The following is a 25,411-nucleotide window of genomic DNA, read 5'->3' on the forward strand; positions in this document are numbered from 1 at the left end:
CTCTTCATCTCCTCCCACTGTGGGCCAGGCCCGCGCGCACCGCCGAGACGGTGGCCGCCAGACGGTCTTCGACGCCGGCGGTGCCGCCGGCGAGCACGACACCGTCGACGCCGAGATCGGCAAGTGGACGCAGGCGCGCTGCGATCTCGTCGGCCGAGCCGGTGAGCAGGAAACGGTCGCGGACCAGCTCCTGCGCCTCCCGGTCCTGGCCCTGCGCCGCAGACGCCTCGACAGTCCCGTGCCTGCGGTAGTCGTGCGCCCCGGCGACCGCCGCTACCCGGTCGACCATGTCGTCGGCGACGCCGAACCACTGAGGCGAACTGACCAGACGAGTCGCGCACGACCCGAGTATCGGCGCAGCGGCCTCGCGCGCCTGCGCGTCGTCTGCGGTCACCACGCCGCGCAGGAACAGCCAGCACGAGGTGTCCGGGCGGGCGGCACGTGCAGTGGCAACCGCACGTGCCACGACGGGCGCCGAAGCACCCACGTCGAGCAGCACACCGCCCACGACCTGAGCGTTCACCTCGATGGTGCGCGGTCCCGACCCAGCACCCAGCACCGGCCCGGTCTGCGGCGCGAGGTCGTCGAGACGGGCTACGAACTCCTCGGCCAGATCCCGGTACGCCCGCAGGGACGGTACCGGGAGCCCTTCGTTGGCCAGCGAACTCTCGCCGCGGGCCACGACGGTCAGCACGCGGCCCGGAAACTGGTCGGCGAGTGTTGCGCACGACTGCGCGACGACGCTCGGATGGTGCAGCCCCAAGCCCATGACGCACGGCCCCGACAGGGCCGCATCGGTGGAGCCGAGCAGGCTCGCCGCACTCAGGAACGGGTCCGGGAACAGTCGCGGGCTGTCGGCGAACCCGACGCCGTCCGCGCCGTCGCGCACCGCACGCTGTGCCGCGACCAGCGGGTCCTGCACGCCGCGCGGACGCGCAAGATTGAGCAGGATCTGTGGTCCGCTCATGACAGATGTCCCAGCAAGTCGTCGACGGTGCGAGGTGCGTCGTTGCCTGCCGCCACCGGGCGACCAGCCGCCGCAGACAGCGTGTGCACCACGCTGCCCGGCATGGGAGTGATCGCGTCGGCGGGCAGCGTCGCGGCCAGCCACCCCGAGGCAGCCGCGTGCCCCGCAGCCCAGCCGACATGACGGGCGCCCGGGGTGAACACCTGCAGACTCGCCGCGAGATCGAGTACCGACGCCAGGTCGGCTCCCTCCGCAGGCCCCACGAGGGATGCGGCGGCCGCCGCGGCGAGCGTCGCGGACGTCAGATATGCGAGCGGTGCGGTTCCCAGCAGGTCGTCGGTCTCGTCGAGCACGCAGAGACCGGCGACCACCGCCCGCCCGACACACTCGAGTCCGGTACCGGCCGGTGCCGCGGCCAGCGCGGCGAGCAGCGGGGCCCACCGTCGGTCGGGCGCCACAGCCGCCAGACGTGCGCCGTCCCACATCAGCGCCGGATACGTCGGCGCCACGCGCCCGGTCCCGAGCAGCGGGAACCCGGTCGAGGCGGCGATGAGGTCGGCCCAGGACGACTCTGCCGCGGTCGGCTCGCCCAACGCATCGGCCCGCAGCGACCGGGCCAACGCCTCGGCCGTGTCGCCGGAGACGGTGGCCGCCGAGTAGACGGTCATCGCGAGATTCGCGAGGCGATCAGTCACTTCAGGCGCCGGGACGTCGAGCACGACCTTCGACGCATCGAAGGTTGTCACTGGTCGCGCTCCACCACGGTGCTCTCGCCGATCAGATAAAACCTGAAGTCGGTGCGTCCGGCCGGACCGCGCTCGGCAGCCAAAGGGTTCTCGTCGAACCACGCCCGGTACGCCTGGTAAGCGTCGTGGTCGGCGAAGTGCATCTCGGCGATCCGGTAGAAACTCTGGCTCGGCGGGATCTGCGCGGTGCCGCCCGACGCCGACGTCACCGGATACAGGATCTTGTTGAAGACGATGCGGTCGACGTGCGGGTTGGCCAGCAGATCCGGTGCGTGGACGTCGAACAGCCAGCGCTCGTAGTCCTCTTCACTGACGCCCTCGACGATGTCGTAACCGAGAAGTGCCTTGATCATCGGTGTGGTCCCTTCACTGCAACTGCGGTCATGGAATGGGGAGATCGAAGGCCTCTGCGCTCTCGCCGAACCCCTCGACGCGAATCCCGGTCGGGGTCACCCGGACCCCACGCATGGTCTCGTCGATCTCGGCGCGCTCACGCCGGGGCGCCTTCGCGTGGCCCGCGGCGCGCAACCGTTCGGTGTGGTGGTGGTAGACGTCCCACGTCTCGCCGGCATCGAGCAGCTGCGCGGTGCCGCGGACGAACACGACGCGCGGAATAGTCAAGCCGAGGTCGAATGTCCATGGCGAGTCGTTCTGCGAATCGGGCGACGGCGAGCCGACCCAGGTGACGAGCACCCGCGGGTCGCGTTCGATCTGCGCGTTGCGCCGGTGCACGCGGCGCTGGACCATCTCGACGGTCCAGTCATCGGCGAGGAACGCGCTGGTGGTGCGTCCGACGGGTTCTCCGGCGCGACCGAACGTCACCACCTGCGCGAAACCCGCCGCACGCTGCACGAACTCCCGCGCGGCGCGTTCGACGTCGGTGAGATCAGCCATTGGCGACCACGGTCGCCGCGAGGTACGCCAGGCCAAACGCGGGCATCAGACCGTTGCCGGCCAGATAACCGCCGGCACCGTGCCCGGACACCCCGGCCGCCGCGCCGCCGGAGGCGAACAGACCCGGGATCGGATTGTCGTCGGCGTCGACCACGCGCGCCTTCTCGTCGACGACGAGGCCGCCCTGCGTATGAAACAGCGCTGGCACCACGCGGACAGCGGCGTACGGCGCCTGCAGGGGCGCCTCGTACTCACGGCCGAAGCGGTCCTCGATCTCACCGCGCGCGGCGCGCGCCGACTCTTCGAGCTCGGCGACAACGGCCTCCACCGGCAGACCGGTGACCTCGGCCAGGCCCGCGGCGTCGTCGGCCCAGACTTCCGCGCCCGACTCGACGGTCTGCCGGAAGTCGGTGAACGGCTCGCACAGGTCGTGGACTCGGCGGTCGAAGACGACCCAGCCCGTCGCGCCCGGGCGCTGCGCCAGGTACGGACCGAACTCGGAGTAACCACTCGTCTCCTTTGCGAAGCGACGACCGGTGGTGTCAAGCATGATCGCGCCGTGCATGATCGTCGCCCAGCCCAGCAGCGTCGCAGACTTGGCGGCGAGCGCACCGTGGCCCTGGTAGGCGTCGAGGTACGCCGACGCCGCACCGAGTCCGGTGCCGATGCGCAGCGCGTCGCCGAGCGAGGTCTCGCTGCCGTGGTAGATGGCCGAGGCGATCTCCGGCATGTGCTCTTCGACCATCGTGTGGTCGGCGCCGAAGCCGTTGGTGGCCAGCAGCACGGCGGGCGTCTCGATGCGCTCGGTGGTGCCGGACGGGTTGGCGACGACGACCGCGCACACCTTTCCGTCGTCGTCGAGCTCGACGTCGGTCAGTCGCGCGGGCACCAGGATGTCGATGTTCGCGTGGTTGCGGGCCGACCGCGCCAGGTGGTCGATCAGCGCGTTGCCGTGCCGTTCGGGGATGGTGCGGCAGCGATCGACCGAGTGGCCCGGGTAGTGCATGTCGGTCATCAGCGAGATCTCCAGGCCGACCTCGTCGGCCAGCCATTCGACCATCTCGCCGCTCACCCCGGCCAGGGTGCGCGCCAGACGCTGATCGCCGGTGCCCTTCGTCTTGCGGTCGACGTCCTCGGCGAAGAGGTCCGCTGAGTCCTCGATGTCCAGCTCCCTCTGGAACCGGCTGTCCACACCCGGGATCATCGCGGTGCACATCGAGGTGTTGTTGCCGCGGGTGAAGTGCTCGCTGGCCTCAACCAGCAGGACGTCCAGGCCGAGCTGAGCGGCGCGCAGCGCGGCGATCAGTCCGCCGCCTGCGCCGGCGACGACGAGGTCGGGTCCTTCGGCGGTCACGCCCTGCCTCCTGCTGCGACGAGTGCCAGGGCCCGGATCACCGGGTCGACCACCGGGACTGCGGACGGGTGGTCGGGGTCGACGTCGACGGCCGAGCAGCCGTTGAGCAGCGACCGCACGCCACGCGAAGCGAGCGAGACGGCCGCGGCGTCGAGCTGTGCCTGCCACTGGGGGCCCTCGCTGACCGCGTCGAACGGCAGATCGAGGACCTCCACGTCGGTCAGCCACTTCGTCCAGCCGTACACGTCGGCGACGCGCCGCATCTCGGCAGCGATCGCATCGTTGCGGACGACGCCGCCGGTCGGGGCGCCGAGTGCCGCCGCGTAGGCGAGGTTCATGCGCAGGATGCCTATCACCGGACGGTCGAGCTCGTCCTGCAGGCGCGCGACGGCCGGGTCGAGGACGCAGTCGGGCATCACGGCGTCGAATTCGGCGGGCACACCGGCGAGCGCCGCGTGCACGTACTCGTCCGAGCGCGCGATGTCGTCGGCCGAGTCGAGGCTGGTCGGCGCGCCGTCGGGCAGGTCGTGCAGCGTCACCGTGACGCCTTCCGGCGCGATGGTGTCGTACCGCTGCTGACGGCGCGCGAGTTCGTCGGCGCCGACGTGGAGCGGAGTGGTCGCGAAGATCTTCATGTAGGACTCCTCCGGTCAGGGGTTGGTCAGGGTGCGCAGCACCGCACGGACGCCGCGCGCGTCGGGCAGCGACGCCGCAGCGTCCAGGACGCGGGCCAGGGTGTCGCCGTCGCCGAGCAGATCGCGCAGCAGGGCGACGGTGCGCTCATGGTCGAACGGTTCGCGGGCCGCGTCACCGATCGGATTGACCGTCTCCTCCCGCAGCACGCGGCCGTCGGCGAGGGTGATCTCGACGGCGGCGCCGCGATCGTCGGGCAGCCGGTCGTCGAACGTCTGATCGGCGACCACCTCGACGAGGTCGGCCATGGCCAGGAACTCCGGGGTCGACGATGAGTCGAAACCGTCGGGTGCCACGCGGCCGTGCAGGAGCGCGGTCGCGACCACGTAAGGGATGGAGAACATCGCGGCGAGCCGGTTGTTCCAGCGGGTGCGGTGCAGCTTCGCCGCAGCGGAGTAGGTCGAGACCCGGACGCCGGTGATCTCGTCGACCCCCGCGTCGCCGAGCCGCTCACGCAGCGCCAGGGTCGCGTCGGCGGCCGGATGGGTGAACGCACAGGACGCGTGCCGTTTGAAGTAGCCCAGGCCGATGTCCCAGCGCTCCCCCAGCTCCTCGAGCAGAACGGCCGGGTCGAACGTGCCGAGCAGACGGCCGAGACCGTGGGCGGCGATTCCGGTCGGGTTCGCCATCCCGGCCTTGGCCAGCCGGGCCGCGGCGAGGCCGGACATATTGCACGCGCCCATCCACTCGTTGCGGACCGGGTTGCCGTCGAGTGCCGCTGAGAACGGTCCGGCGATCGGCATGCCGCTCGCCGCGTCGACGGCCGCGGTGATGCCCGCGGCGTCGAGCCCGAGGAGCTTGGCGCAGCCGGCGGCCGGCCCGGTCAAGCCCCAGTTGCCGTGCGGGTGCAGTCCCGGAACTGCGGTTGACGCGCGGCCGTACCGCGCACCCACCTCGTACGCCACCAGGAGCGCGGCCGCGGTCGACGGACCGTCGGCGTCGAGCTGCGCGGCGAGCGCAAGGACCGCGGGAAAGCCATGCGCGGCAGGGTGTCCGCCGGCGAACTTGTTGCCCTCGTCCATTTCCAGACTCACCAACGCGGTCGCATTGACCCACGCGGCGATCTCCGGCGACGTCGACACGCCCGCGCCGATCAGCGGGGCGTCGCCGGCGCCCGGCGTCCACGCGTCGACCAGCCCGGCGCGCTCCGGCAGCCGCGCCCCGAGCATGGTGACGCCGAGAGTGTCCAACAGCACCAGCCGCAGCCGGTCGCGCACCGGTGCTGGCACCGACCCCCAGGTCAGGTCTGCGGCCCACGTCCCCAGGCTCGTCGCCGCAGCGAGCGCCGCCTGCTGGTCGGCGTCGAGTGACGTCGTCTGCTCGGTCATAGCCCCAGGTAGGCCTTCCGCACTCGCTCGTCGCCCGCCAATTCCTTACCGGGTCCCTCGAGGACGACGCTGCCGCTCTCCAGGACATACGCCCGGTCGGAGATGGCGAGCGCCTGCGCCGCGTTCTGCTCGACGAGCAGCACGCCGATGCCGGTCTCCCGGATCGCCGCGGCGGCGTTGAGAACGTCCCAGGTGAGCTTGGGCGACAGACCGGTCGACGGCTCGTCGAGCATCAGCAGCTTCGGCTGCGACATCAGGGCGCGGCCGATCGCCACCATCTGCTGCTGACCGCCGGACATGGTCTGCGCGGTCTGCTTGCGCCGTTCCTTGAGGATCGGGAACAGCTCGAAGACCTTTCCCATCTCCTCGTCGACCGCGCTCTTGTCGCGAGTCCACGCGCCCAGCACCAGGTTCTGCTCCACCGTCATCGGACCGAACAGGTCGCGGTCCTCGGACACCTGGATCACCCGGTGCCGCACGACCTGATGCGGCTTGAGCCCGGAGATCTTCGCGCCGTCGTACCGGATCTCGCCGGTGCGGGTCTCGATGAGTCCGCTGATGGCGCGGAGCATGGTGGTCTTGCCTGCGCCGTTGGCGCCGACCACCGAGACGAGCTCGCCCGCGTCGACGTGGATGCTCAGATCGTGCAGGATCTGTAGCTTGCCGTATCCGGCAGTGATGTTGTCGATCTCAAGCATCAGCGATTTCCGTTCCCAAGTAGGCCTCTTGGACAGTCGGGTCGGCAACGACCGCCTCGGGATTGCCGGAGGCGATCACCCGGCCACGGTCGAAGACCACGACCGAGTCGGACAGCCGCATGACGGCGGCCATGATGTGCTCGATGAAGACCATGCTCAGGCCCTCGCGTTCCCGAAGTTCGGCGAGGAGTTCGACGACCGGCGTCCGCTCGGACGGGACCAGGCCGGCGAGAACCTCGTCGAGCAGCAGCAGTTTGGGCGAGCGGGCCAGCACGCGCGCCAGCTCCAGTCGCTTGAGCGCGGCGGTGTGCAGTGAGTCGGACACCATGTCGGCCCATTCGGCCATGCCGGTCGCCTCGATGACCTTGTCGGCGCGCTTCTGCGCGACACTGTGCGAGCCGCCTTTGGTCAGCGCCGCGGTGATCACGTTCTCCCGTGCCGTCATCGTCCCGAACGGGCGCATCAGCTGGAAGGTGCGGCCGACGCCGGCGTGGGCGATGCGGTGCGGCGAGAGCCCCGTCGCGTCCTTGCCGAAGATCCGGACCGAGCCGGTGTCGGGGGTGATGGTGCCGGTGATGCAGTTGAAGAAAGTTGTCTTGCCTGCACCGTTCGGGCCGATCACGCCGACGATCGAGCCCTCGGGGACATCGAGCTCGACATCGGCCAGCGCGTGCACGCCCTTGAACGACTTGCTCATGCCCCGTACTTCGAGAACGTTGGTCATCGTTGTCTCCACCAGTTCTTGATCGTCCCGACTATTCCCTTGGGCAGCACCAGAACGATGAGGATGAGCAGGATCGAGTAGACGACCACATCCAGGCCGCTGCGGCCGGCGAGGAAGTCCAGGAACCCCGGCGGGGTGCGGCCCAACTCGGCGGTCAGCTCGTTGAGCGGACCGATGATCAGGGCCCCGACGATCGGGCCGGCGATGGTCGCGATGCCGCCGATGACGGCCGGGGTGATGGCCTGCACCGATTGCTCGCTGCCGAACGCGATATCCGGGTCGACGAAGATGTAGTACTGGGTGTAGAACACTCCGGCGACCGCGGTGATCGCGGCCGAGAGCGCCATCGTCGTCAGCTTGACGCGCATCACGTCGACGCCCAGCGAGTCGGCGGCCTCCTCGTTGTCGCGGATGGCGACGGTGTAGATACCCGGCCGCGAGCGCAGGTACCACATCGTGATCAGCACGCAGATGACCAGCAGGGCCAGGCCGATGTAGAAGTACTGCGGCGCATTCGCGTCGAACTGCAGCATCCACCACGAGTCGTCCGTGAGTAGCGGGACGTGCAGTCCCGCGGTGCCGTTGAGAAAGTCGGTGTTGGTGGCCAGCAGGCGGAGCATCTCGGCGAACGCGAACGTCGCCAAGGCGAAGTACGCAGCGCGCAACTTGTAGCGGAACGCAACATAGCCGATGATCATCGCGACCAGCGCCGCGAATGCGGCGCCGATGAACAGCGAGATCCACGGCGAGATGCCGAAGTGGACGATCAGATAGGCGTCGGTGTACGCGCCGATTCCGAAGAACGCTGCGTGGCCGAAGCTGAACATGCCGCCGTAGCCGCTCATCAGGTTCCAGCCGGTCGCCATCATCGCGATGACGAGGATGTTGATGGCCACGGCCTGACGGGCATCAGGTAGGACCAGCGGGGTGAACGCCGAGACGACCACGACGATCGCCAGGAACACCAGCGGGCGGGTCCAGTTACGCGAGCCGTTCGCGCCGACCGGCGACTTCGGCAGCATGCGGGTGAGCGCGGTGGTCATTTGCTCGAACCTCCGAACAGGCCCTGCGGACGGATCAACAGGATCAGCAGGAACAAGATGAAGACGCCGAGCAGGGGGCTCTGACCGACGATCGCGACACCGCCGAGCTGCTCGACGAGGCCCACGATCAGACCGCCGATGAGGGCGCCCATCACGTTGCCGAGGCCGCCCATGACGACCACGACGAAGGCCAGGATGTTGAACTGCTCGCCCGCGGTCGGGGAGATCGTGGTGAACGGTGCGATGAGCATGCCCGCCGCACCGGCGCACGCCGCGCCCAGACCGAAGGTGACCGCGTAGACCGAACGGACGTTGATACCGACGAGGCCGGCGCCCTGCGGGCTGGCGGCGACTGCGCGGATCGCGCGACCGTACGAGGTGCGGTTGAGCAGCAGGTACACCAGACCGGCGAGAACCAACGCACCGACGAACGCGATGATGTGTGAGCGGGTGACCACCGCACCGAAGATGTTCACGCCCGGATCGGACGACAGGCTCACCGACAGCGGATCGCCGCGGAAGATCATCAGCAGCACGTTGGCAATGAGCAACGACAGACCGATGGTGATCAGCAGCTGGCTCTCCAGCGCCCCCATGGTGCGGTGCAGTAGGAGGCTCTGCACTCCCACGCCGAAGATGAACAGTGCCACGATGGCGAGCGGCAGCGCGATGTACGGGTTCATCCCGGTCGACTCGACGAACTGGTAGGTGACAAACAGTCCGACCGTCAAGAACGCGCCGTGGGCGAAATTGACGATGTCGAGGACACCGAAGATCATCGTCAGACCCATGGCCAGCAGGCTGTAGACGCCGCCGGTGATGATGCCTGTGAGTACCGCCTGCCAGGTGACGGCCATACTGCCGGAGCGGATGAGCGCCCCGCAGAAGAGGACGACGAGGACCACCAGCATCACGGCCAACGGAATCGACGACCTGACGCCGGCGATCGCCCGGGCCCCGATGCTCAAGGTGCCCTCGTCCGAGCTCACCTCCGCACTCGTATGCGGCGCGCTCATCGACCCGGTCCTGCCGGGAACACGATCGGCTTGACCGCATACTGCGGCGGGTACACGACGGATGGAGCTCCGTCGAGGACCTGCGTGAGGACGGGGAGGGTCGACAGGTTCTCACCGGTCTCGTCGAATCGCACCGGGCCGTCCGACAAGACCACCGGGGTCACGTCGGTCTGGCCGAGAGCATCGCGCACGGCCTTCGGGTCGTCGGAGCCGGCCTTCTCCAGCGCTGCGGCGATCACCATCACCGAGTCGTAGGCCAGAGCCGCTCCGGTACGAGGCGTGTCGTGGAACTGCTCTTCATACGCTTGCACGAAGTCCTGACCTTTCTTGCTCTTGTCGTTGATGTGGTAGTTCACATCGAAGTAGCCATCGCCTGCGGCGCCGGCGTCCTTCGGGAACTGCGGCTGGTCGAACGCGCCGTTTGCCGCGCCGATCACCGCGTCGAGCTGCGGTTTCACGGTGGCGACCGCCTTGGCTGCCAGCACGCCGTCGCGGTAGTAACCGGAGACGACGAGGATGTTGGCGCCGCTGGCCTTGACCCGTGCGATCTGGGTGGTGAGATCAGAGACGCTCGCCGCGGCGTAGGAGATCTCCGGGCCCATCGGCAGACCGATCTCGGCAGCACGCTCCTTGAACGCCGCCGACACGCCGTTGCCGAAGGCAGTGTTCTCGTGCAGGTAGGCGACCGTTGTGACCTCGGTGCCGGCCTGATCGGTCACCTCCTTGACGTAGTCGGCGGTGCTCGCGCCGAACCGCGAGTTCGGCGGCTGCATGCGGAAGGTGTACTCGTACCCGTTCTCGAGGATCGAGTTGTCGCCGCAGATGTCCATCAGATAAGGCACCTCGTTGCGCTCGGCGACAACAGCGACGTTGGCGCATACCCCGCTCTGGTAGCTGCCGATCATCGCGACGACGCCGTTGCTGACGAGGCGCTGCGCTTCGCTCTGCCCCGTCTTGGCCGACCCCTTGGTGTCGCCGGGGGCGATCACGAGCCTCTTGCCACCCAGCGATTTGATGCCGCCCGCGGCATTGACGGTCTCGACCGCGAGCTTCGCGCCGTTCTCCAGCTGAGCTCCGTCGCCGGCGTTGACCCCGGTGAGCGGGTGCAGGGTCCCGATCGCGATCTCGTCGTCGTCGGCCACCCCGCTGGCGCAGCCTGCTATCAGTACCGCACCGAGTGCGGCGGCGAGTGCCGCCACCAGCCTTCTTCTTCTCATTCCGTCCGCTCCTGACGTGGCGTCCATTCCTACTCGGACTCCGAATCCAACACACCCGACAAGTGTTCCGCTAGACGGAACGTAATGCGCGATGAATCTCAACCTAGCATGTGACGCCACTCACCTCAAATGTGCCGTGCGTTACTCTTAATCAGTGGAAAAGGGTGCGGTAAAGCTACATTTCCATGAAACTCGGCAGATCGGGTGCGACACATGAGATCGGCGGAACCCGCAATCGAGCGTTCCGATAGAAGAAACAGTCCGATGGAATCGGCTTGCCGGGCACATCGACCGCTGGTCGCCAACCGTGCGGTCGCGATCACACTCGACGTGCCGGCCGCGACTGTGCCTGGCCTCGCCTACTCCGACGTTGCGGCCAAGCCTGCCAAGCTACTGTCAGTCGGCGGCGCCGACTGGGCCAACGAGGCGATCACCGCCGTGTCGGCTCTCGCCGACGGCAAAAGGGAGGCCTTTGATGGCAGAGACAACCCCGATGGGCACCGCCACGCCTGGCGGCACCGAGACGGCCGACCGCGTGGCCGATGTCCTGCTGCTGTTCGCCCGGTCGGACGCCCCGCTCGGTGTCTCGGCGATCGCGCGAAGCCTGTCGTTGAGCAAGGCGGTGGTGCATCGCATCCTGCGTTCCCTCGTCGCCCGCTCGCTGCTACAGACGGTGCCCGACACCTCCGAGTACATGCTCGGTCCGGCGGCCGCGGCACTGTCGGCGCGTGCGTTCAGCCAGATCGACGTGCGCTCGCTGGCTGCGCCGATCCTGCGCCGACTCCGCGACGAGACACAGGAAACGATCACCCTGTCGGTGCTCACCGGCAAGGAGCGCGTCTACCTCGATCAAGTCGAGTCGCCACAGGAGGTCAAGATGGTCGTGGAGATCGGCGTCCGGCTGCCACTACACTTCGGCGCGTCCAGCCGTGCGATCCTGGCGTTCTTGCCGGGGTCGTTCATCGACGACGCCGTGCACGACCTCCGGTCGATCAATCCGGACTTCGATGAGGACGGCTACCGGCGCGAACTCGACCAGATCCGCGAGCGCGGATACGCGATCTCGCTCGACGAACGCGGCACCGGCGCGGCCTCGATCGCCGCACCGATCTTCGACGCCGCGGGCAACGTGATGGGCTCGATCAGTTCGTCGGGCCCGGCCTTCCGGTACGACTTCGACTCGCACCAGGCGCACGGCGCCCTCGTCGTCGACGCAGCCAGGGCGATCACCGAGCGCATCCGCTCCTGACGCTTCTTCCTGCCCTCCGTGAAAGGACCCGCTGTGCTCCCCCGGTCGTTCCTCTACGTCCCCGCCAACAAGCCGCCGTTGTTCGGTAAGGCCGTCGCAGGCCTCGCCGACGCCGTCGTCCTCGACCTGGAAGACGCCGTTCCCCTCGCCGACAAGGGCGCCGCCCGCGCCGCGGTCCGCGACTTCCTCATCAGGCGTGGATCGAGCAGCGAGGGCGCGCAGACGTGGGTGCGCGTCGACCCGACGTTCGCCGACGCCGACTGCGACGCCGTCGTCTGGCCGGCACTGTCGGGCATCCTGCTGGCCAAGTGCTCGGTGGCCATCCTCGACGCCGTCGGCGAACTCCTGGAGCGGCTGGAGTCCGAACGCGGCGTCGGCAGGCTCCCGGTGGTCGGTCTCGTCGAAGACGCCGCCGCGATCCTCGATCTTCCGGTGCTGGCGCGGCATCCGCGGCTCACCACGTTCGCGGTCGGCGAGGTGGATCTGCTCGGCGATCTACGCATGGCGCGCAGCGACGCGACCGTCTCCGCCGTGACAGGCCTGCGGGCGCAGGTCGTGCTGAACGCGGCCGCTGCCGGGCTGCCGGCGCCGGTGGCACCGACCTCCACCGACTTCAGGGACCTCGACGCATTCGCCCGGAGCACCCGTGAGCTCGTCGAACTCGGTTTCCGGTCGCGCACTGCGATCCACCCGGGCCAGATCCCGGTGATCCACGAGGTGCTGGCACCGAGCGATGCCGCGGTCGCCGCCGCACGCGACATCCTCGACCGCTTTGCCGCCGCCGATGGCGGAGTGACCGTAGACGCCCACGGTCGACTCATCGACGGTGCTGTGATCCGCGCCGCGCAGGAGACCCTGCAGCGCGCGTGACGCGCTCGACACCCTCACCTCATCGGCGCCCCCACTGCGGTGCCGGATCGCCGCAGACTACGCAGAGGGGCGCGACCGGATTCCGGTCGCGCCCCTTCTCGTGGTGTTCAGCCGTGGATCAGGCCTCGACGCCCGAACGACGGACGAACTGGCCGACGGGCTCGCCGACGATCTTCTCGTCGCGGAACACGCCGTTGCCGCGGAGGAAGGTGTCGGTGACCTTGGCGGTCAGGTTGAAGCCCTCGAACGGGGTGTATTCCTGGACCGACAGCGAGTCCGCGGCGCGCACCGTGTAGTCGACGGTGTCGTCGAGCAGGCAGAAATCCGCGTCGTAACCGACGGCGATGTCGCCCTTGTTCGCCAGGCCGTAGCGGTCGGCCGGGTTCTTGCAGACGAGCTCGGCGATGCGCGGGTAGCTCAGGCCACGCTTGCGGCCCTCGCTGACCATGCCCGGGAGCAGGTACTCGGCGCCGCCGAACCCCGACTTCTGCAGGAATACGTCCTCGCGGGGCTCACCGAACTTGGCCTCGTCCTTGCAGCACGCGTGGTCGGAAGTGACCCACGAGAAGTTACCCGCCATGACGTGCTCCCACAGAGCCTCGACGTCGTCTCGCGAACGCAGCGGCGGGTTCACCTTGCCTCCCGGGGCAGCGGTGTTGAAGTCCGCGAGCAGGTGGCCGACGGTCACCTCGCGACGGAAATTGATGTGCGGGAACGCCTGCTGCATTGTCATGGCCGCCTCGATCGCCTTACGCGAGGTGAGGTGGAGCAGGTTGATGTTCGGCAGCTCGGTCTCGTGCGCCAGGTAGGACGCGATGGTGATGGCCAGACCCTCCGAGTGCGGCGGACGCGAAGCGCTGTAGGCCTCCAGACCGGTGAGCTTGCCCTCGTCCTCCACCAGCTTGGTGTAGGCGCGCATGATCTCGGCCGTCTCGCAGTGCAGCGACAGCGAGATGTTGTCCTTGTCCTTCGCGAAACGCGGGTCGCGGCGGGCCTTTTCGATGCCACGCATGACGAACTCGAAGTGCGCAACGTCGTAGGTTTGGTCTTCCGGCAGCATCAAGAACGACGCCTGGTTGGTCGAGCGGCCGTGCAGGCCGTGCGCGCCGTAGAACATGAAGATCTTGAACGACGGGACGCCGAACTTGCCGATCAGATCGGGGATCTCGTCGATGTGCTCCTTCGTGATCGGAGCGATGTGGAACGCGTAGTCGGTGTACGCGCGACCCTTGGTGGCCTCCAGGACCTCCGGGAAGATCTCGTTGTACGGGCCGGTCTTGTTCAAGTAGTACGCACCGGTGCGCATGTAGGTGATGCCGCTGGTGACACCGCCCTGTGCGGACGCCTTCGACTCGGTGGCAGCGTCCTCGGACAGCGTGTTGTAGATGCCCCAGTGCTGGTGAACGTCGACGACGCCCGGAAACAGGTGCTTGCCGGTGCCGTCGACGACCTCGGCGGCGCGGTCGGCGTCGATGTCCGCCTCGATCGCAGCGAATGTGCCGCCGGAGACGGCGACGTCGAGCAGCTCTGGTGTTTCACTGCCGGGACGCACCACCTGGGCGCCCTTGATGACCAGATCGAATTCAGCCATTGTTCTCGCTCCTTCAACTTCGGCTATCAGTCTTGGTGGGGCTCGTCAGTGCGAGCCGGGGGTCGGTGCGTCGATACCGGTGAGCGGAGCCAGCAGGCCTCGCAGATCGGCGCAGTCGTCCAGTCGGCGACAGGTGTCGGCCAACTGGTCCGCCTCGTCGGTCGACAGCACCCGCAGGGCGTTGTCCCGGAACTTCGCGGTCAATTCTTCGAAGGACAGCGGCCGTGCCGGCCCGCCCCGTGTCGTGAGCACTTCGGCCACGACCTCCCGGCCGTCGGTCAGCCGCGCGGTCAGGACCGCGGGGAACTGCTCCGGGAAGATCTCCGTGCAGCGGGCGTCGACGACGACGTCCACCTTGGCCATGATCTCGCGGCGACGCGGATCGACGGCCAGCTCGTCGGTGTAGTCATCCAGGCCCGCCCCCAGTCCGCCGCCGCCGAGGAGGCCGATGGCCACCGCGTACGGTCCGCTGAACTGCGCCATGTAGCCGGTCTCCGGCGTGCGCTTGACCTCGATCGGCTCGCCGATGGTGCGCTTGTTCTGCTCGGGGACGCCCAGGATCAGCTCGACGACGTCGTCGACGCCGATGCCCTGCCCACGCAGTGCGGCGGCGGCGTCGACGGCGGCGTGCGTGAAGTGGTTGGCCGGGTACGGCTTGAAGAAGATGCCCGGGACGGCCCACTCGGTGCCGAGTCCGTCGGTGATCTCCGAGGCGTCGAACGTGCCGTGCAGCCACGCCTGGAAGAAGCCGAAGCGGCCCTCCAGGACGGTCGGCGGGCCGGTCAGTCCGAGGCCGACGAGTTCGGCGGCGCTGATCGCGGCGTGCGCGGCCCACCCGCAGTGGATGCGCTTGACGGTGCCGCCGGTGCGGTTGGCCTCGATGATTCCCGAGGCCATCGACGCGGCGACGCCGAGCGTGTCGACGATGCGCTTCTCGTCGGCGCCGTCGAGCAGAGCGGCGGCGACCGAGGCGCCCATCGCACCGCAGATCGACGTGGCGTGCTGGCCGTGTTCGAAGAACGTCGAGTTGCCGGCCTCACGGTCGTAGCCGGCCATGCCGATGCGCACGCACACCTCGAGTCCGACGGCGATCGCGCGGATCACCGCGCGGCCGTCGGCGCCGGCCTGTTCGGCGGCGGCCAGGGCCGCGGGGACCACCGAGGCGCTCGGGTGCAGAACCGACGGGAGGTGGGTGTCGTCGTAGTCGAGGGAGTGCGCGAGCACGCCGTTGACGAACGCGGCCTGCGCGGCCGGCAGCGGCTCGATGACACCGATGCCCGACGTACCGTAGCCGTCCCGGGCCACGCCCTGGCGGCGCGCCCACTCACGGGCGGCGCGGCTGGTCTCCAGCGTGGTGGCGGCGGTCGCGATGCCGAGCGTGTCGAGCACGCGCATCTTGACGCTCTCCACCACGTCGGCGGGCAGTGTCTCGTACGACGTGCCGACCGCGAACTTCGCGAGCTGCTGCGCGAGAGTCAGTTCTGTCATCGGCTGCGCACCGCCAGCGGACGCACCGGCGAGCCGGTGGCGCCGAAGATCGGCATCGGGACGAGGACGAAGGTGAACTCGCCCCAGCCCGCGGCGGCGATCTTCTCCAGGTCGATGGCCTCGATGATGTAGATCCCGCTCTCCACCAGCAGAACGCGGTGTGCGGGCAGCAGGGCGTGGCCCTCGCCCGGCGCGAGGCGCTCGAAAGCGATGGTGTCGGCGCCGGCCGCGTGGATCTTGCGATCGGCGAGCCAGCGGGCCCCGGCCTCACTCACGCCGGGGACGCCGGTCGGGCCGCCGACATACGGTGCGCCGTCGGGGAACTTGCTGCCCCATCCGCTGCGGATCAGGACGACGTCACCTTCGCCGACGGTGACCTTCGCGGCGGCCTCTGCGGCATCCAGGTCGGCGACGGTGATCTCTGTGCCGCCGTCGAGGCACTCGACGCCCTTGAGTCCGGCGACGTCGAGCAGGACACCACGGCGGATCATCGGCTCGATGGTGTGCACGCCGAGCTCGACGTACTTGCCGCCGACACCGGCTTGCTTGGCGTCGACGTCGCCGTACATCTTGCCGTCGTGCGAGACGTGGGCGAGCGCGTCGATGTGGGTGCCGACGTGGGTGCCCATGGTGATCATGTCGTTGGCGGCGCTGCCGCCGTCGGCGCGCGTCATGTCACCGTGGCGGCGCGGCAGGGTGTGCCAGAACTGCGGGTGGTTCGGCGACTGCGGCATGCCGACCCGCAGCTCGCGTCCCAGGTCTATGACGTCCGTGCCCTGCTGGACGGCGTTGAGCAATGCATCGGTCATCGGATGACCCCACTCTCCTTCAGTTCGGTGATCTGGTCGGCGCTCACACCGACCTCCGTCAGTACTTCATCGGTGTCTTCGCCCAGGTCACGGCCGGTGAACCGGATCTCGCCGGGAGACTTGCTCATCCGCCACATGACGTTGTGCTGCAGCATCGGACCGAGGTCCGCGTCGTCGACCTCGACGAGCATCTGGGTCTCGCGGATGTGCGGGTCCTCGACGATGTCCTTCGCGTCGTACACCGGCCCGATCGCGGCGCCGGCCTCGGTGAACGCGGCTATGACCTCGTCGCGGGTGCGCTGCGCGATCCAGCCGCCGACGTAGTCGTCGAGCATGTCGACGTGCTCGGCGCGGCCACCGCCGGTGGCGAACCACGGCTCGTCGATCACCTCGGGGTGGCCGACGATCTCCATGACGCGCTCGGCGATCCGCTGGGCGCTGGTTGAGACGGCAACCCAGCCGTCGTCGCTGGTGGCGTAGATGTTGCGCGGCGCGTTGTTGGTGGAGCGGTTGCCGTGACGCTGCCCGATCTCGCCGAGTTGCTGGTAGACGGTCGGGCCGGGGCCGACGGCGGCCATGATCGGCTCGAGCAGACTCATATCGACGACCTGGCCCTCGCCGGTCTTGTCGCGGTGGCGCAGCGCCATCGTGACCGCGCTCGACGCGGCGATGCCGCAGATGCTGTCGGCCAGCCCGAACGCCGGGAGCGTCGGCGGGCCGTCGGCCTGGCCGGTGGCCGCCGCGAAACCGCTCATCGCCTCGACGAGGGTGCCGAATCCGGCGCGCGAGGCGTACGGGCCGGTCTGGCCGAAGCCGGTGAGGCGGACCATCACCAGGCCGGGGTTCTCCTCGAGCAGCACGTCGGGACCGAGTCCCCACCGCTCGAAGGTGCCGGGACGGAAGTTCTCGACGATGACGTCAGCGGTGCGGGCGAGCTTGCGGAAGACCTCGCCGCCACGCGGGTCCTTGAGGTCGAGGGCCACGGTGCGCTTGTTGCGGCTGATCTCCTTCCACCAGATCGGCACGCCGTCTTTGCTGCGGCCGTGGCCGCGCATGTTGTCGCCGTCGCGCGGGTGCTCGATCTTGATGACGTCGGCACCGAAGTCGCCGAGGATCTGGCAGGCGAGCGGGCCGGCCAGGATCGTCGAGACGTCGAGAACTCGCACACCGTCTAGCGGTGCAGAAGAAGCCACATCAACTCCGTTCCTTTGGGAGAAACGCTCTGGGTTTAAGGATGCGAAAACCGTACCACGCGTTTTGTGACCGGAAGCACCGCCGACGACTAATGGGCCGCTCAACGTTCCGTCGATTCGGATACTGCCAGGACAATCGGCCTATCCTGACTGTTCCTCTGAACGGAACAGTTGCACTATCTTCGCCCGGCCATCGCGCCTCGAGCCCGGCGACTGCAACGCAGACAACTCGCCCTGGCTCGCAACACCGCTCAACCGCAAACGGCTACCTCAGCAGCGGATCCGACATCGCCCACACGGCATCGTCTGACTCGAATGTCAACAGACCCATCGATGTCCTACTTTGGATATGTCGGCGACTGTCGCTCGACGTTTCACGGTTCGGCATCTCTACCTCGAGTCGAGCCGGGAACATTGTTGAAGCACGCGGCGATCGAGGATGTTTTTCTGAAGGAGAGCGAAGAACGACTCCATGGCGGCATTGATCAGCCGGGCATTGGCCCAGTCACGCTGTGAGACTGGGCATTTGCGCCATTTTAGAACGCTTGGGTCGAGAAGCCGAGCCCCCGGCAAGTCACTGCACTCAACCAAAGCGGGGGCAGTCCCAGCAGAGTTTGCTGAGAAAGCAAAAGGTCAGGCTGCATTTCTGCAACCTGACCTGTGTGCCGCTTGTGAGCTGAACTGCTCTTTGTGGGCGAAGGGGGACTTGAACCCCCACGTCCCGAAGGACACTGGCACCTGAAGCCAGCGCGTCTGCCATTCCGCCACTCGCCCGTGGCTGCCCCCTCCGGATCTCTCCGAAAAGAACTATGAGACGTTAACACGATTGGTCACCCGGACAGAAATCCGCTGTTCAGCTCACCGGTTGCTGGTTTGGGGCCACGCTCCTCGCAGGTCGAGTAGTGCCTGAACGGTGCGTGCCGGTGGCGGCCCTGTGACTGTATTTAGTATCGCGCCGCGCGACATCCGCTCGATATGACTGCAATATTGGAGGGACGAATATGGGACAGACGAATATGGGACATCTGTGGCGGACGGTGCAGATGTTCTCCCTGGAGTGCCCATGAAACAGATGAGTCGCTATCATCAAAAAGCACGATTGGCACGCCGACACGCTGACAATGCGGAGGGAGGTCGTCGGTGATGGGGATTCTGCAAAGAATCGAACGCAAGCTAGAAGGTGCGGTAGATGACGGCTTCGCCCGGGTCTTCGGCGGCAAAGTAGCACCTCAAGAGGTCGAGAACGCGCTTCAGCGCGAGGCAGAAGACCGTCTCGAAGACCTCGGCGACGGCAGCAAACTCGCACCCAACGCGTACACCCTGGTGGTCAGTTCGACCGACCATCAGGAGATGGCGGCGGAGTACGAGCTGAATCGCAAAACGTTCTCCAAGCACCTCGAGAACTTCATCCGAGACAACGGGTGGCAGACGTATGGCGAAGTGGTTGTCGAGTTTGCCCAGTCACCCACCCTGCACACGGGTCAATTCCGGGCTCGAGGTGCGGTAAACCCCGATGCCCGCCCGATGCCCGTACCCTCACCGGGTGACCAACAGGTAGGCCCGCCCGGGCCGCCCCCGCCCCGTCCGCAGGCAGGGCCGCAACCCGCAGGACCAAACCGAATCCCACCAGTAGGAGCCGTTCCCATGACCAAGAACTCCGGATACGACCAGCGCGGAGGTTACGAACAGGGCTCCTACCCGCCTCCCGGCTACGGTCAGCAGCCGTACCAGCCCGAAGACCAGAACGCCGATGCCGCGCCTGCGGCATACAGCCGGCAGGACGAGTATGACCAGCAGGGTTACGCCCAGCAGCCCGGATACGACCAGGGCTACCAGCAGGGCGGATACGAGCAGCAGCCCGCCTACGGCCAGCAGGGCGGCTACGCCCAGCAGCCCGGTTACGACCAGGGCTACCAGCAGGGCGGCTACAACCAGGGCTACCCCGCCGAGCAGCCGGGCGCCGGCGCACCGGACCAGCAGGGATACGACCAGCGCGGCTACGACCAGGGTTACGCCCAGCAGCCCGGATACGACCAGGGCTACCAGCAGGGCGGCTACGAGCAGCAGCCCGCCTACGGCCAGCAGGGCGGCTACGCCCAGCCCGGATACGACCAGGGTTACCAGCAGGGCGGATACGACCAGGGTTACGGCGACCAGCAGGGTTACGCCGCACCGGATCAGCAGGGCGGCTACGCCGGACAGGGCTACGCGGCACCGCCTGCCGGCTACGCGCCCAGCTCCATCACCTTGCTGCTCGAAGACGGCAGCAACCGCACCTTTCAATTGCGTAACGGTTCCAATGTGATCGGTCGCGGCCAGGACGCCCAGTTCCGGCTCCCGGACACCGGCGTCTCGCGGCGCCACGTAGAAATTCGCTGGGACGGATCGAGCGCATTGCTCAACGACCTGAACTCCACGAACGGCACCACGGTCAACGATGTCCAGGTCAGCAGCTGGGAATTGGCCGACGGCGACCGGATCCGCGTCGGACATTCCGACATCACCGTTCGCTTCCAGTAGACCGCTCACCCGACGGGCGCGGGGGCTCCGGCCACCGTTCCCGGCATGACCCGACTCACTTTCTTTGCGTTGGAAACACATCCGAGTAGCTACATAGAGGCCACTGGGCCATAAGATGCACTGGACTTTGATGGCTGGCCCAGGAGGTGAGAAAACGTGCAAGGCATAGTGCTGCAGTTGACGCGTGTCGGTTTCCTGCTGCTCTTGTGGCTGATGATCTGGGCTGTGCTCCGGGTTATCCGCAGCGACGTCTATGCCGCGACGGGCCAACGACCACCGACCAGGTTCGAACGTCGGACCCAGGGCTCACCGGCCCGAGTCAAGGGCGCTGCCCGATATCTCGTGGTCACACACGGTGCGCTGGCCAATACCCGCATCACCCTCGGCACCCAGCCCGTCCTGCTGGGGCGGGCCGACGACTCCACCCTTGTCCTCACCGACGAATACGCCTCCGAGCGTCACGCACGCCTGATCCGCCGTGGTGACGACTGGTACGTCGAGGACCTCGGATCCACCAACGGCACCTATCTCGATCGGTCGAAAGTCACCACCGCCGTGCGGGTGCCCCTGGCAACTCCGGTACGCGTGGGCAAAACCGTGATTGAGTTGCGCCCGTGACATTGGTGTTGCGCTATATCGCGCGGAGCGACCGTGGCCTGGTCCGCGCCAACAACGAAGACTCGGTCTACGCCGGTGCCCGTCTACTCGCCCTGGCCGATGGCATGGGCGGCCACGCGGCCGGTGAGGTGGCCAGCCAACTGGTCATCCAGGCGCTGCGTCCTCTCGACGACGACGAACCCGGCGGAGACCTGCTCGCCAAACTCGACGCCGCCACCCGGCGCGGCAATCAGGCGATCGCCGATCAGGTCGCCGAAGCCCCCGAGCTCGACGGCATGGGGACCACACTGACCGCGATCCTGTTCGCCGGTTCCCGGCTCGGGCTCTGCCATATCGGTGATTCCCGTGGATATCTGTTGCGCGACGGCCAGCTCACCCAGATAACTCGTGACGACACGTTCGTTCAGACCCTCGTCGAAGAAGGCCGGATCACGGCCGAGGAAGCCCACACGCATCCGCAGCGCTCACTGATCATGCGGGCGCTCACCGGCACCGAGGTCGAACCGACGCTGACCGTGCGTGAAGCACGGGCAGGCGATCGCTATCTGCTCTGCAGCGACGGACTGTCCGACGTGGTCAGCGAAGAGACGATCCGCGACACCATGTTGTCGGTCGAGAACCACCGCGACTGCGCCGACCGGCTGATCGAACTCGCCTTGCGAGGCGGCGGTCCGGACAACGTCACCGTGGTCATCGCCGACGTCGTCGATGTCGATTACGGCGAGAGCCGGCCGATCGTCGGTGGCGCGGCCGGTGGCGACGATCAGGAATACGTCCCGGATCCGAGCACCTCTGCCGGGCGGGCGGCAGCGTTGCGGCCACCCGCGCAGACCCCGCGTCGACCCACGATCGGCACACCTGAACCCGAACCCCGGCAGGCACACCCGCGTCGCAAATGGATCCTCGCGGGCGTTGCCGTGGCGATCATCGCCCTGCTGATCGGTGGCCTGTTCGTCGGACGCGCGATCGTCCGGTCGAATTACTACGTGGGCCAATCCGACGGCCAGGTCGTGGTCTATCGCGGGCTACAGGGTTCGGTCCTCGGGATGAGCCTGCACGAGCTGAGCAAGATCACCTGCACCAAGGACATGAACACCGACAACCCCACCGTCACGCTGGCCGACTACGACAACCAGCCGGCCGACTGCGTGCCGTTGAAGGTCTCCGACCTGACCGGGACCGCACCGGCGTCCCTCGACGGCCGCGACCCGGTGTCGCTCGGGGACGCCGAATCCCAGGTCCGCGACCTGATGGACAACCTGTTGCCGCTGTGTCCGGAAGAGGCTTCGGCGTCCACCGAGGCGATCACGCCGCAACCGCAGACACCGGCGCCCCAGCCGGGCACACCCCAGCCCGGTGATTCGACGACACCGACAACCGTTGCTCCGCAATCCGGCACGGCCAGCACGATGCCGCCGCTGTCGACGACACCGGCGCCCCAGCCGGGGAACTGTCGGAGCCGCTGATGTCACAGGCCGCCGTCACTCAGACACCAGCATCGGGACCCGCCCGGCCCTACACCGGACGCAACTTCGAGCTTGCCCTGCTCGGCCTGTCCACCGTCATCGTCTTCGCCGCGCTGATCCTGGTGCAGGTCGCTCAATCCCAAAGTGTCACTTGGGATATCGCGAAGTACATCGGTGCCTACATGCTGCTCTTCGGGTTGGCGCACCTGGTGGTCCGCCGGTTTGCGCCCTACGCCGATCCGGTGATCCTGCCGCTGGTCGCGACCCTGAACGGGCTGGGCCTGGTGATCATCCACCGCCTCGATCTCGGCACCGGACAGAATGGTGAGACCGCCAGCCCCATCGAGCGCACCCATGACGCCGATCAACAGGTGCTGTGGGCGGTCCTGGGCATCATCGCGTTCGTGGCGGTCCTGATCCTGATCCGCGACCACCGCACGTTGTCGCGGTACAGCTACATCCTCGGTGTCGGAGGCCTGATCTTCCTTGCCATCCCGGCGATCCTGCCGTCGTCGATGTCGGAGATCAACGGCTCGAAGATCTGGATCCGCACACCGCTGTTCAACATTCAGCCCGGTGAGTTCTCGAAGATCCTGATCATCATCTTCACCGCGTCCCTGCTGGTCTCGAAACGCGACCTGTTCACCACCGCGGGTAAACACTTCCTCGGCATGGACCTGCCCCGGGCCCGCGATCTCGGTCCCCTGCTGGCCGCCTGGGTCATCTCCATCGGCGTGCTGGCATTCGAGTCGGATCTGGGAACGTCGCTGCTGATCTTCTCCACGATGCTGGTGATGCTCTATGTGGCGACCGAACGGGTCAGCTGGCTCATCATCGGCGTCAGTCTGTTCGCACTCGGGGCAATCTTCGCCTACCAGTTGTTCTCCCATCTCCAGGTCCGGGTCAGCATCTGGCAGGACCCGTTCAGCGACTTCTACGGCCAGGGCTATCAGGTCGGGCAGGGATTGTTCGGGCTGGCGACCGGTGGTGTGTTCGGGACCGGTCTGGGTTCTGGCCGCCCGAACATCGTGCCGTTCGCCAACACCGACTTCATCATCGCGACGATCGGCGAAGAGCTCGGGCTGGTCGGACTGGCCGCGATCCTGATGCTCTATCTGATCCTGGTCACCCGCGGACTGCGAACCGGGATCATGGTGCGCGACAGCTTCGGCAAACTCCTCGCCACCGGCTTGGCGTTCACCATCGTGATGCAGGTGTTCGTTGTCGTCGGCGGTGTCACCAAGCTGATCCCGCTGACCGGTCTGACCACGCCGTTCATGTCGTATGGTGGTTCCTCGCTGCTGGCGAACTACATCTTGGTGGCGCTGCTGCTCCGCGTGTCCAACGCCGCGCGTGAACCCGACCCGACCAAGAAGAAACCGACACCGATCGCAGATGCGCCCACGCAAATGGTGAAACGCCCATGAACATTCCCATCCGTCGCGTGGTGACGGCAGTCATGGTGATCATCCTCGCGCTGCTGATCAACGCCACCTACGTCCAGGTCTTCAAGGCCGACGACCTCCGGGCCGACCCCCGCAACCAGCGGGTCCTGCTCGACGAGTACTCACGCCAGCGGGGCCAGATCACCGCGGGCAACGACGTCATCGCCCAGTCCGTCCCCACCGACGATCGACTGCAGTACCTGCGCACCTACCCGAACCCGTGGGCAGACGCGTACGCGCCCGTCACCGGTTACTACTCGTTCCAGTACGGGAGCTCCGGCCTCGAACAAGCCGAGGACTCGTTCCTCAACGGCAACGACGACCGGCTGTTCGGGCAACGGTTCGCCGACATGTTCTCCGGCCGCGACCCTCGCGGCGGCAACGTGATCACCACCATCAACCCGCGGGCGCAGCAGGTCGCCTACGAACAGATGACGGCCGGCTGCAACGGGGGCTGTCGCGGTGCGGTGGTTGCGCTCGATCCCAGCACCGGCGCGATCCTGGCGATGGTCTCCACCCCCAGTTACAACCCGAACCTGCTGGCCAGCCACGACGCGACCGTGCGGGAAGACGCGTGGGCCGCCTGGAATCCCGCCGACGCCACCGGCTACCAGCCGATGCTCAACCGCGCGCTGAACGAGACCTACCCACCCGGCTCGACCTTCAAGGTGATCACGGCCGCGGCGGCACTGGAGGAGGGCCTCGACGAGAACACCCGGCTGACCGCCGACAACAGCATCGTGCTGCCGCAGACGCAGACCTCGCTCACCAACTACGGCAACCAGACCTGCCCGGCCTCCAGTGGTGGCACCGTCACGATGCACCAGGCGCTGGAGTATTCGTGCAACACGGCATTTGTCGACCTGTCCACCTCGAAGCTGCAGAATCCCGTCGAGACGGTCAAGAAACAGGCCAATGCCTTCGGCGTCGACGCCAAGCTGCCCAACACGCCGCTTCCGGTCGCCGAGTCCACCGTTGGCCCGATCCCGGACCTCGCCGCACTCGGCCAGAGCTCCATCGGCCAGCGCGATGTCCGCTTCACCCCGATCCAAAATGCGATGATCGCGGCAACGATCGCCAACGGTGGAGTTCGCATGCAGCCATATCTCGTGGATAAACTCCAGGCTCCCGACCTCAAGACACTGCACACCACCCGACCGAACGCACTCAACGAACCGATCTCCGCGCAGACAGCTGCCACGCTGACCGCGATGATGGTCGATTCCGAGCGCAACACCACGGGTGCGGGCGGATCGGTGCCGATCGCTTCGAAGACCGGCACAGCCGAACACTCCGACACCCAGGGCGCCGACGAAACCCCGTTCGCCTGGTACATCGCGTTCGGGCCGTCGAGCAATGCCAAGGTCGCGGTTGCGGTGATCGTCGAGAACGGCGATGGAGGACTACAGGCAACGGGCGGCTCCTCGGCCGCTCCAATCGGGCGCGCGGTCATCAACGCGCTCGTAGGTGAGAGGTGACCGC

General features: G+C 67.5%; 23 protein-coding genes and 1 tRNA gene. 7 read left to right on the forward strand and 17 right to left on the reverse strand.

The features are described 5' to 3' along the window. Positions 1 to 4 precede the first annotated feature (4 nt). The 12 genes from AC1D75_RS02960 to AC1D75_RS03015 are packed head-to-tail and all read right to left on the reverse strand — an operon-like array spanning position 5 to position 10,680. Entirely contained in the window at positions 5 to 967 is a 963-nt protein-coding gene (locus AC1D75_RS02960; protein ID WP_495513827.1) for an LLM class flavin-dependent oxidoreductase, read from the reverse strand. Beyond that, positions 964 to 1,713 (reverse strand): hypothetical protein, encoded by a 750-nt coding sequence (locus AC1D75_RS02965; RefSeq protein ID WP_495513828.1) that lies wholly within the window; start codon positions 1,711 to 1,713, stop codon positions 964 to 966. The genes AC1D75_RS02960 and AC1D75_RS02965 overlap by 4 nt, the downstream gene beginning before the upstream one ends. Further along, a complete protein-coding gene (locus AC1D75_RS02970) occupies positions 1,710 to 2,066 on the reverse strand; it encodes an EthD domain-containing protein (protein ID WP_482136595.1) in 357 nt (118 codons plus the stop codon). The genes AC1D75_RS02965 and AC1D75_RS02970 overlap by 4 nt, the downstream gene beginning before the upstream one ends. Before the next feature lie 28 nt (positions 2,067 to 2,094). After that, positions 2,095 to 2,607 (reverse strand): hypothetical protein, encoded by a 513-nt coding sequence (locus AC1D75_RS02975; RefSeq protein ID WP_495513829.1) that lies wholly within the window; start codon positions 2,605 to 2,607, stop codon positions 2,095 to 2,097. Next, positions 2,600 to 3,961 carry an FAD-dependent oxidoreductase gene (locus AC1D75_RS02980; RefSeq protein WP_495513830.1) on the reverse strand — a complete coding sequence of 454 codons (1,362 nt, stop codon included), beginning with the start codon at positions 3,959 to 3,961 and terminating at the stop codon, positions 2,600 to 2,602. The genes AC1D75_RS02975 and AC1D75_RS02980 overlap by 8 nt, the downstream gene beginning before the upstream one ends. Then, the gene (locus AC1D75_RS02985; protein WP_495513831.1) at positions 3,958 to 4,596 is read right to left on the reverse strand and encodes an aspartate/glutamate racemase family protein; all 639 of its coding nucleotides are present in this window, start codon (positions 4,594 to 4,596) and stop codon (positions 3,958 to 3,960) included. The genes AC1D75_RS02980 and AC1D75_RS02985 overlap by 4 nt, the downstream gene beginning before the upstream one ends. A gap of 15 nt (positions 4,597 to 4,611) precedes the next feature. Next, the gene (locus AC1D75_RS02990) at positions 4,612 to 5,919 is read right to left on the reverse strand and encodes an MmgE/PrpD family protein (protein WP_495515960.1); all 1,308 of its coding nucleotides are present in this window, start codon (positions 5,917 to 5,919) and stop codon (positions 4,612 to 4,614) included. Between the two features lie 59 nt (positions 5,920 to 5,978). Beyond that, the gene (locus AC1D75_RS02995; protein WP_482136590.1) at positions 5,979 to 6,680 is read right to left on the reverse strand and encodes an ABC transporter ATP-binding protein; all 702 of its coding nucleotides are present in this window, start codon (positions 6,678 to 6,680) and stop codon (positions 5,979 to 5,981) included. Further along, positions 6,673 to 7,404 carry an ABC transporter ATP-binding protein gene (locus AC1D75_RS03000; protein ID WP_482136589.1) on the reverse strand — a complete coding sequence of 244 codons (732 nt, stop codon included), beginning with the start codon at positions 7,402 to 7,404 and terminating at the stop codon, positions 6,673 to 6,675. The genes AC1D75_RS02995 and AC1D75_RS03000 overlap by 8 nt, the downstream gene beginning before the upstream one ends. Beyond that, a complete protein-coding gene (locus AC1D75_RS03005) occupies positions 7,401 to 8,447 on the reverse strand; it encodes a branched-chain amino acid ABC transporter permease (protein WP_495513832.1) in 1,047 nt (348 codons plus the stop codon). Before AC1D75_RS03005 ends, AC1D75_RS03000 begins: the two co-directional genes overlap by 4 nt. After that, positions 8,444 to 9,463, reverse strand: coding sequence for a branched-chain amino acid ABC transporter permease (locus tag AC1D75_RS03010; protein ID WP_495513833.1), 1,020 nt, complete (start codon positions 9,461 to 9,463; stop codon positions 8,444 to 8,446). The genes AC1D75_RS03005 and AC1D75_RS03010 overlap by 4 nt, the downstream gene beginning before the upstream one ends. Further along, positions 9,460 to 10,680 (reverse strand): ABC transporter substrate-binding protein, encoded by a 1,221-nt coding sequence (locus AC1D75_RS03015; RefSeq protein ID WP_495513834.1) that lies wholly within the window; start codon positions 10,678 to 10,680, stop codon positions 9,460 to 9,462. Before AC1D75_RS03015 ends, AC1D75_RS03010 begins: the two co-directional genes overlap by 4 nt. Positions 10,681 to 11,155: 475 nt before the next feature. Between AC1D75_RS03015 and AC1D75_RS03020 the strand changes: the two genes are divergently transcribed. Then, complete coding sequence (locus AC1D75_RS03020) at positions 11,156 to 11,929, forward strand: IclR family transcriptional regulator (protein WP_495513835.1); 774 nt, start codon at positions 11,156 to 11,158, stop codon at positions 11,927 to 11,929. An 18-nt stretch (positions 11,930 to 11,947) separates the two neighbouring features. Beyond that, a complete protein-coding gene (locus AC1D75_RS03025; RefSeq protein WP_495513836.1) occupies positions 11,948 to 12,799 on the forward strand; it encodes an HpcH/HpaI aldolase/citrate lyase family protein in 852 nt (283 codons plus the stop codon). Between the two features lie 118 nt (positions 12,800 to 12,917). Here the strand turns inward: AC1D75_RS03025 and AC1D75_RS03030 are convergent, their stop codons facing one another. From AC1D75_RS03030 to AC1D75_RS03050, 5 genes are all read right to left on the reverse strand, one after another. After that, on the reverse strand, positions 12,918 to 14,390 hold the full coding sequence (locus tag AC1D75_RS03030) for a dihydroorotase (RefSeq protein ID WP_495513837.1): 1,473 nt from the start codon (positions 14,388 to 14,390) through the stop codon (positions 12,918 to 12,920). A gap of 45 nt (positions 14,391 to 14,435) precedes the next feature. Next, positions 14,436 to 15,878, reverse strand: a complete 1,443-nt coding sequence (locus tag AC1D75_RS03035) for an MmgE/PrpD family protein (RefSeq protein ID WP_495513838.1) — start codon at positions 15,876 to 15,878, stop codon at positions 14,436 to 14,438. Then, the gene (locus tag AC1D75_RS03040) at positions 15,875 to 16,687 is read right to left on the reverse strand and encodes a cyclase family protein (protein WP_495513839.1); all 813 of its coding nucleotides are present in this window, start codon (positions 16,685 to 16,687) and stop codon (positions 15,875 to 15,877) included. Before AC1D75_RS03040 ends, AC1D75_RS03035 begins: the two co-directional genes overlap by 4 nt. Further along, complete coding sequence (locus tag AC1D75_RS03045) at positions 16,684 to 17,880, reverse strand: CaiB/BaiF CoA transferase family protein (protein WP_495513840.1); 1,197 nt, start codon at positions 17,878 to 17,880, stop codon at positions 16,684 to 16,686. Before AC1D75_RS03045 ends, AC1D75_RS03040 begins: the two co-directional genes overlap by 4 nt. Positions 17,881 to 18,571: 691 nt before the next feature. Further along, positions 18,572 to 18,654, reverse strand: a tRNA-Leu gene (locus AC1D75_RS03050). A gap of 369 nt (positions 18,655 to 19,023) precedes the next feature. Here AC1D75_RS03050 and AC1D75_RS03055 point away from each other — a divergent pair. The 5 genes from AC1D75_RS03055 (at position 19,024) to AC1D75_RS03075 (ending at position 25,407) form a co-directional block, all read left to right on the forward strand. Then, a complete protein-coding gene (locus AC1D75_RS03055; protein WP_495513841.1) occupies positions 19,024 to 20,400 on the forward strand; it encodes an FHA domain-containing protein in 1,377 nt (458 codons plus the stop codon). Between the two features lie 156 nt (positions 20,401 to 20,556). Continuing rightward, positions 20,557 to 21,018, forward strand: coding sequence for an FHA domain-containing protein FhaB/FipA (locus AC1D75_RS03060; protein WP_495513842.1), 462 nt, complete (start codon positions 20,557 to 20,559; stop codon positions 21,016 to 21,018). Further along, positions 21,015 to 22,484 (forward strand): PP2C family protein-serine/threonine phosphatase, encoded by a 1,470-nt coding sequence (locus tag AC1D75_RS03065; protein ID WP_495513843.1) that lies wholly within the window; start codon positions 21,015 to 21,017, stop codon positions 22,482 to 22,484. The genes AC1D75_RS03060 and AC1D75_RS03065 overlap by 4 nt, the downstream gene beginning before the upstream one ends. Then, complete coding sequence (locus tag AC1D75_RS03070; protein ID WP_495513844.1) at positions 22,484 to 23,911, forward strand: FtsW/RodA/SpoVE family cell cycle protein; 1,428 nt, start codon at positions 22,484 to 22,486, stop codon at positions 23,909 to 23,911. Before AC1D75_RS03065 ends, AC1D75_RS03070 begins: the two co-directional genes overlap by 1 nt. Further along, positions 23,908 to 25,407, forward strand: a complete 1,500-nt coding sequence (locus AC1D75_RS03075) for a peptidoglycan D,D-transpeptidase FtsI family protein (protein ID WP_495513845.1) — start codon at positions 23,908 to 23,910, stop codon at positions 25,405 to 25,407. Before AC1D75_RS03070 ends, AC1D75_RS03075 begins: the two co-directional genes overlap by 4 nt. Positions 25,408 to 25,411 lie beyond the last annotated feature (4 nt).

Source organism: Williamsia sp. Y712 (assembly GCF_059445525.1).

What these genes read in the sequence shown, in the direction of transcription:
- AC1D75_RS03015 (WP_495513834.1), bottom strand. Translation starts at nt 10,680, where the DNA reads ATGAGAAGAAGAAGGCTGGTGGCGGCACTCGCCGCCGCACTCGGTGCG.
- AC1D75_RS03020 (WP_495513835.1), top strand. Translation starts at nt 11,156, where the DNA reads ATGGCAGAGACAACCCCGATGGGCACCGCCACGCCTGGCGGCACCGAG.
- AC1D75_RS02975 (WP_495513829.1), bottom strand. Translation starts at nt 2,607, where the DNA reads ATGGCTGATCTCACCGACGTCGAACGCGCCGCGCGGGAGTTCGTGCAG.
- AC1D75_RS03075 (WP_495513845.1), top strand. Translation starts at nt 23,908, where the DNA reads ATGAACATTCCCATCCGTCGCGTGGTGACGGCAGTCATGGTGATCATC.
- AC1D75_RS03010 (WP_495513833.1), bottom strand. Translation starts at nt 9,463, where the DNA reads ATGAGCGCGCCGCATACGAGTGCGGAGGTGAGCTCGGACGAGGGCACC.
- AC1D75_RS03030 (WP_495513837.1), bottom strand. Translation starts at nt 14,390, where the DNA reads ATGGCTGAATTCGATCTGGTCATCAAGGGCGCCCAGGTGGTGCGTCCC.
- AC1D75_RS03005 (WP_495513832.1), bottom strand. Translation starts at nt 8,447, where the DNA reads ATGACCACCGCGCTCACCCGCATGCTGCCGAAGTCGCCGGTCGGCGCG.
- AC1D75_RS02995 (WP_482136590.1), bottom strand. Translation starts at nt 6,680, where the DNA reads ATGCTTGAGATCGACAACATCACTGCCGGATACGGCAAGCTACAGATC.
- AC1D75_RS03055 (WP_495513841.1), top strand. Translation starts at nt 19,024, where the DNA reads ATGGGGATTCTGCAAAGAATCGAACGCAAGCTAGAAGGTGCGGTAGAT.
- AC1D75_RS03035 (WP_495513838.1), bottom strand. Translation starts at nt 15,878, where the DNA reads ATGACAGAACTGACTCTCGCGCAGCAGCTCGCGAAGTTCGCGGTCGGC.
- AC1D75_RS03070 (WP_495513844.1), top strand. Translation starts at nt 22,484, where the DNA reads ATGTCACAGGCCGCCGTCACTCAGACACCAGCATCGGGACCCGCCCGG.
- AC1D75_RS02960 (WP_495513827.1), bottom strand. Translation starts at nt 967, where the DNA reads ATGAGCGGACCACAGATCCTGCTCAATCTTGCGCGTCCGCGCGGCGTG.
- AC1D75_RS02970 (WP_482136595.1), bottom strand. Translation starts at nt 2,066, where the DNA reads ATGATCAAGGCACTTCTCGGTTACGACATCGTCGAGGGCGTCAGTGAA.
- AC1D75_RS03040 (WP_495513839.1), bottom strand. Translation starts at nt 16,687, where the DNA reads ATGACCGATGCATTGCTCAACGCCGTCCAGCAGGGCACGGACGTCATA.
- AC1D75_RS03000 (WP_482136589.1), bottom strand. Translation starts at nt 7,404, where the DNA reads ATGACCAACGTTCTCGAAGTACGGGGCATGAGCAAGTCGTTCAAGGGC.
- AC1D75_RS02985 (WP_495513831.1), bottom strand. Translation starts at nt 4,596, where the DNA reads ATGAAGATCTTCGCGACCACTCCGCTCCACGTCGGCGCCGACGAACTC.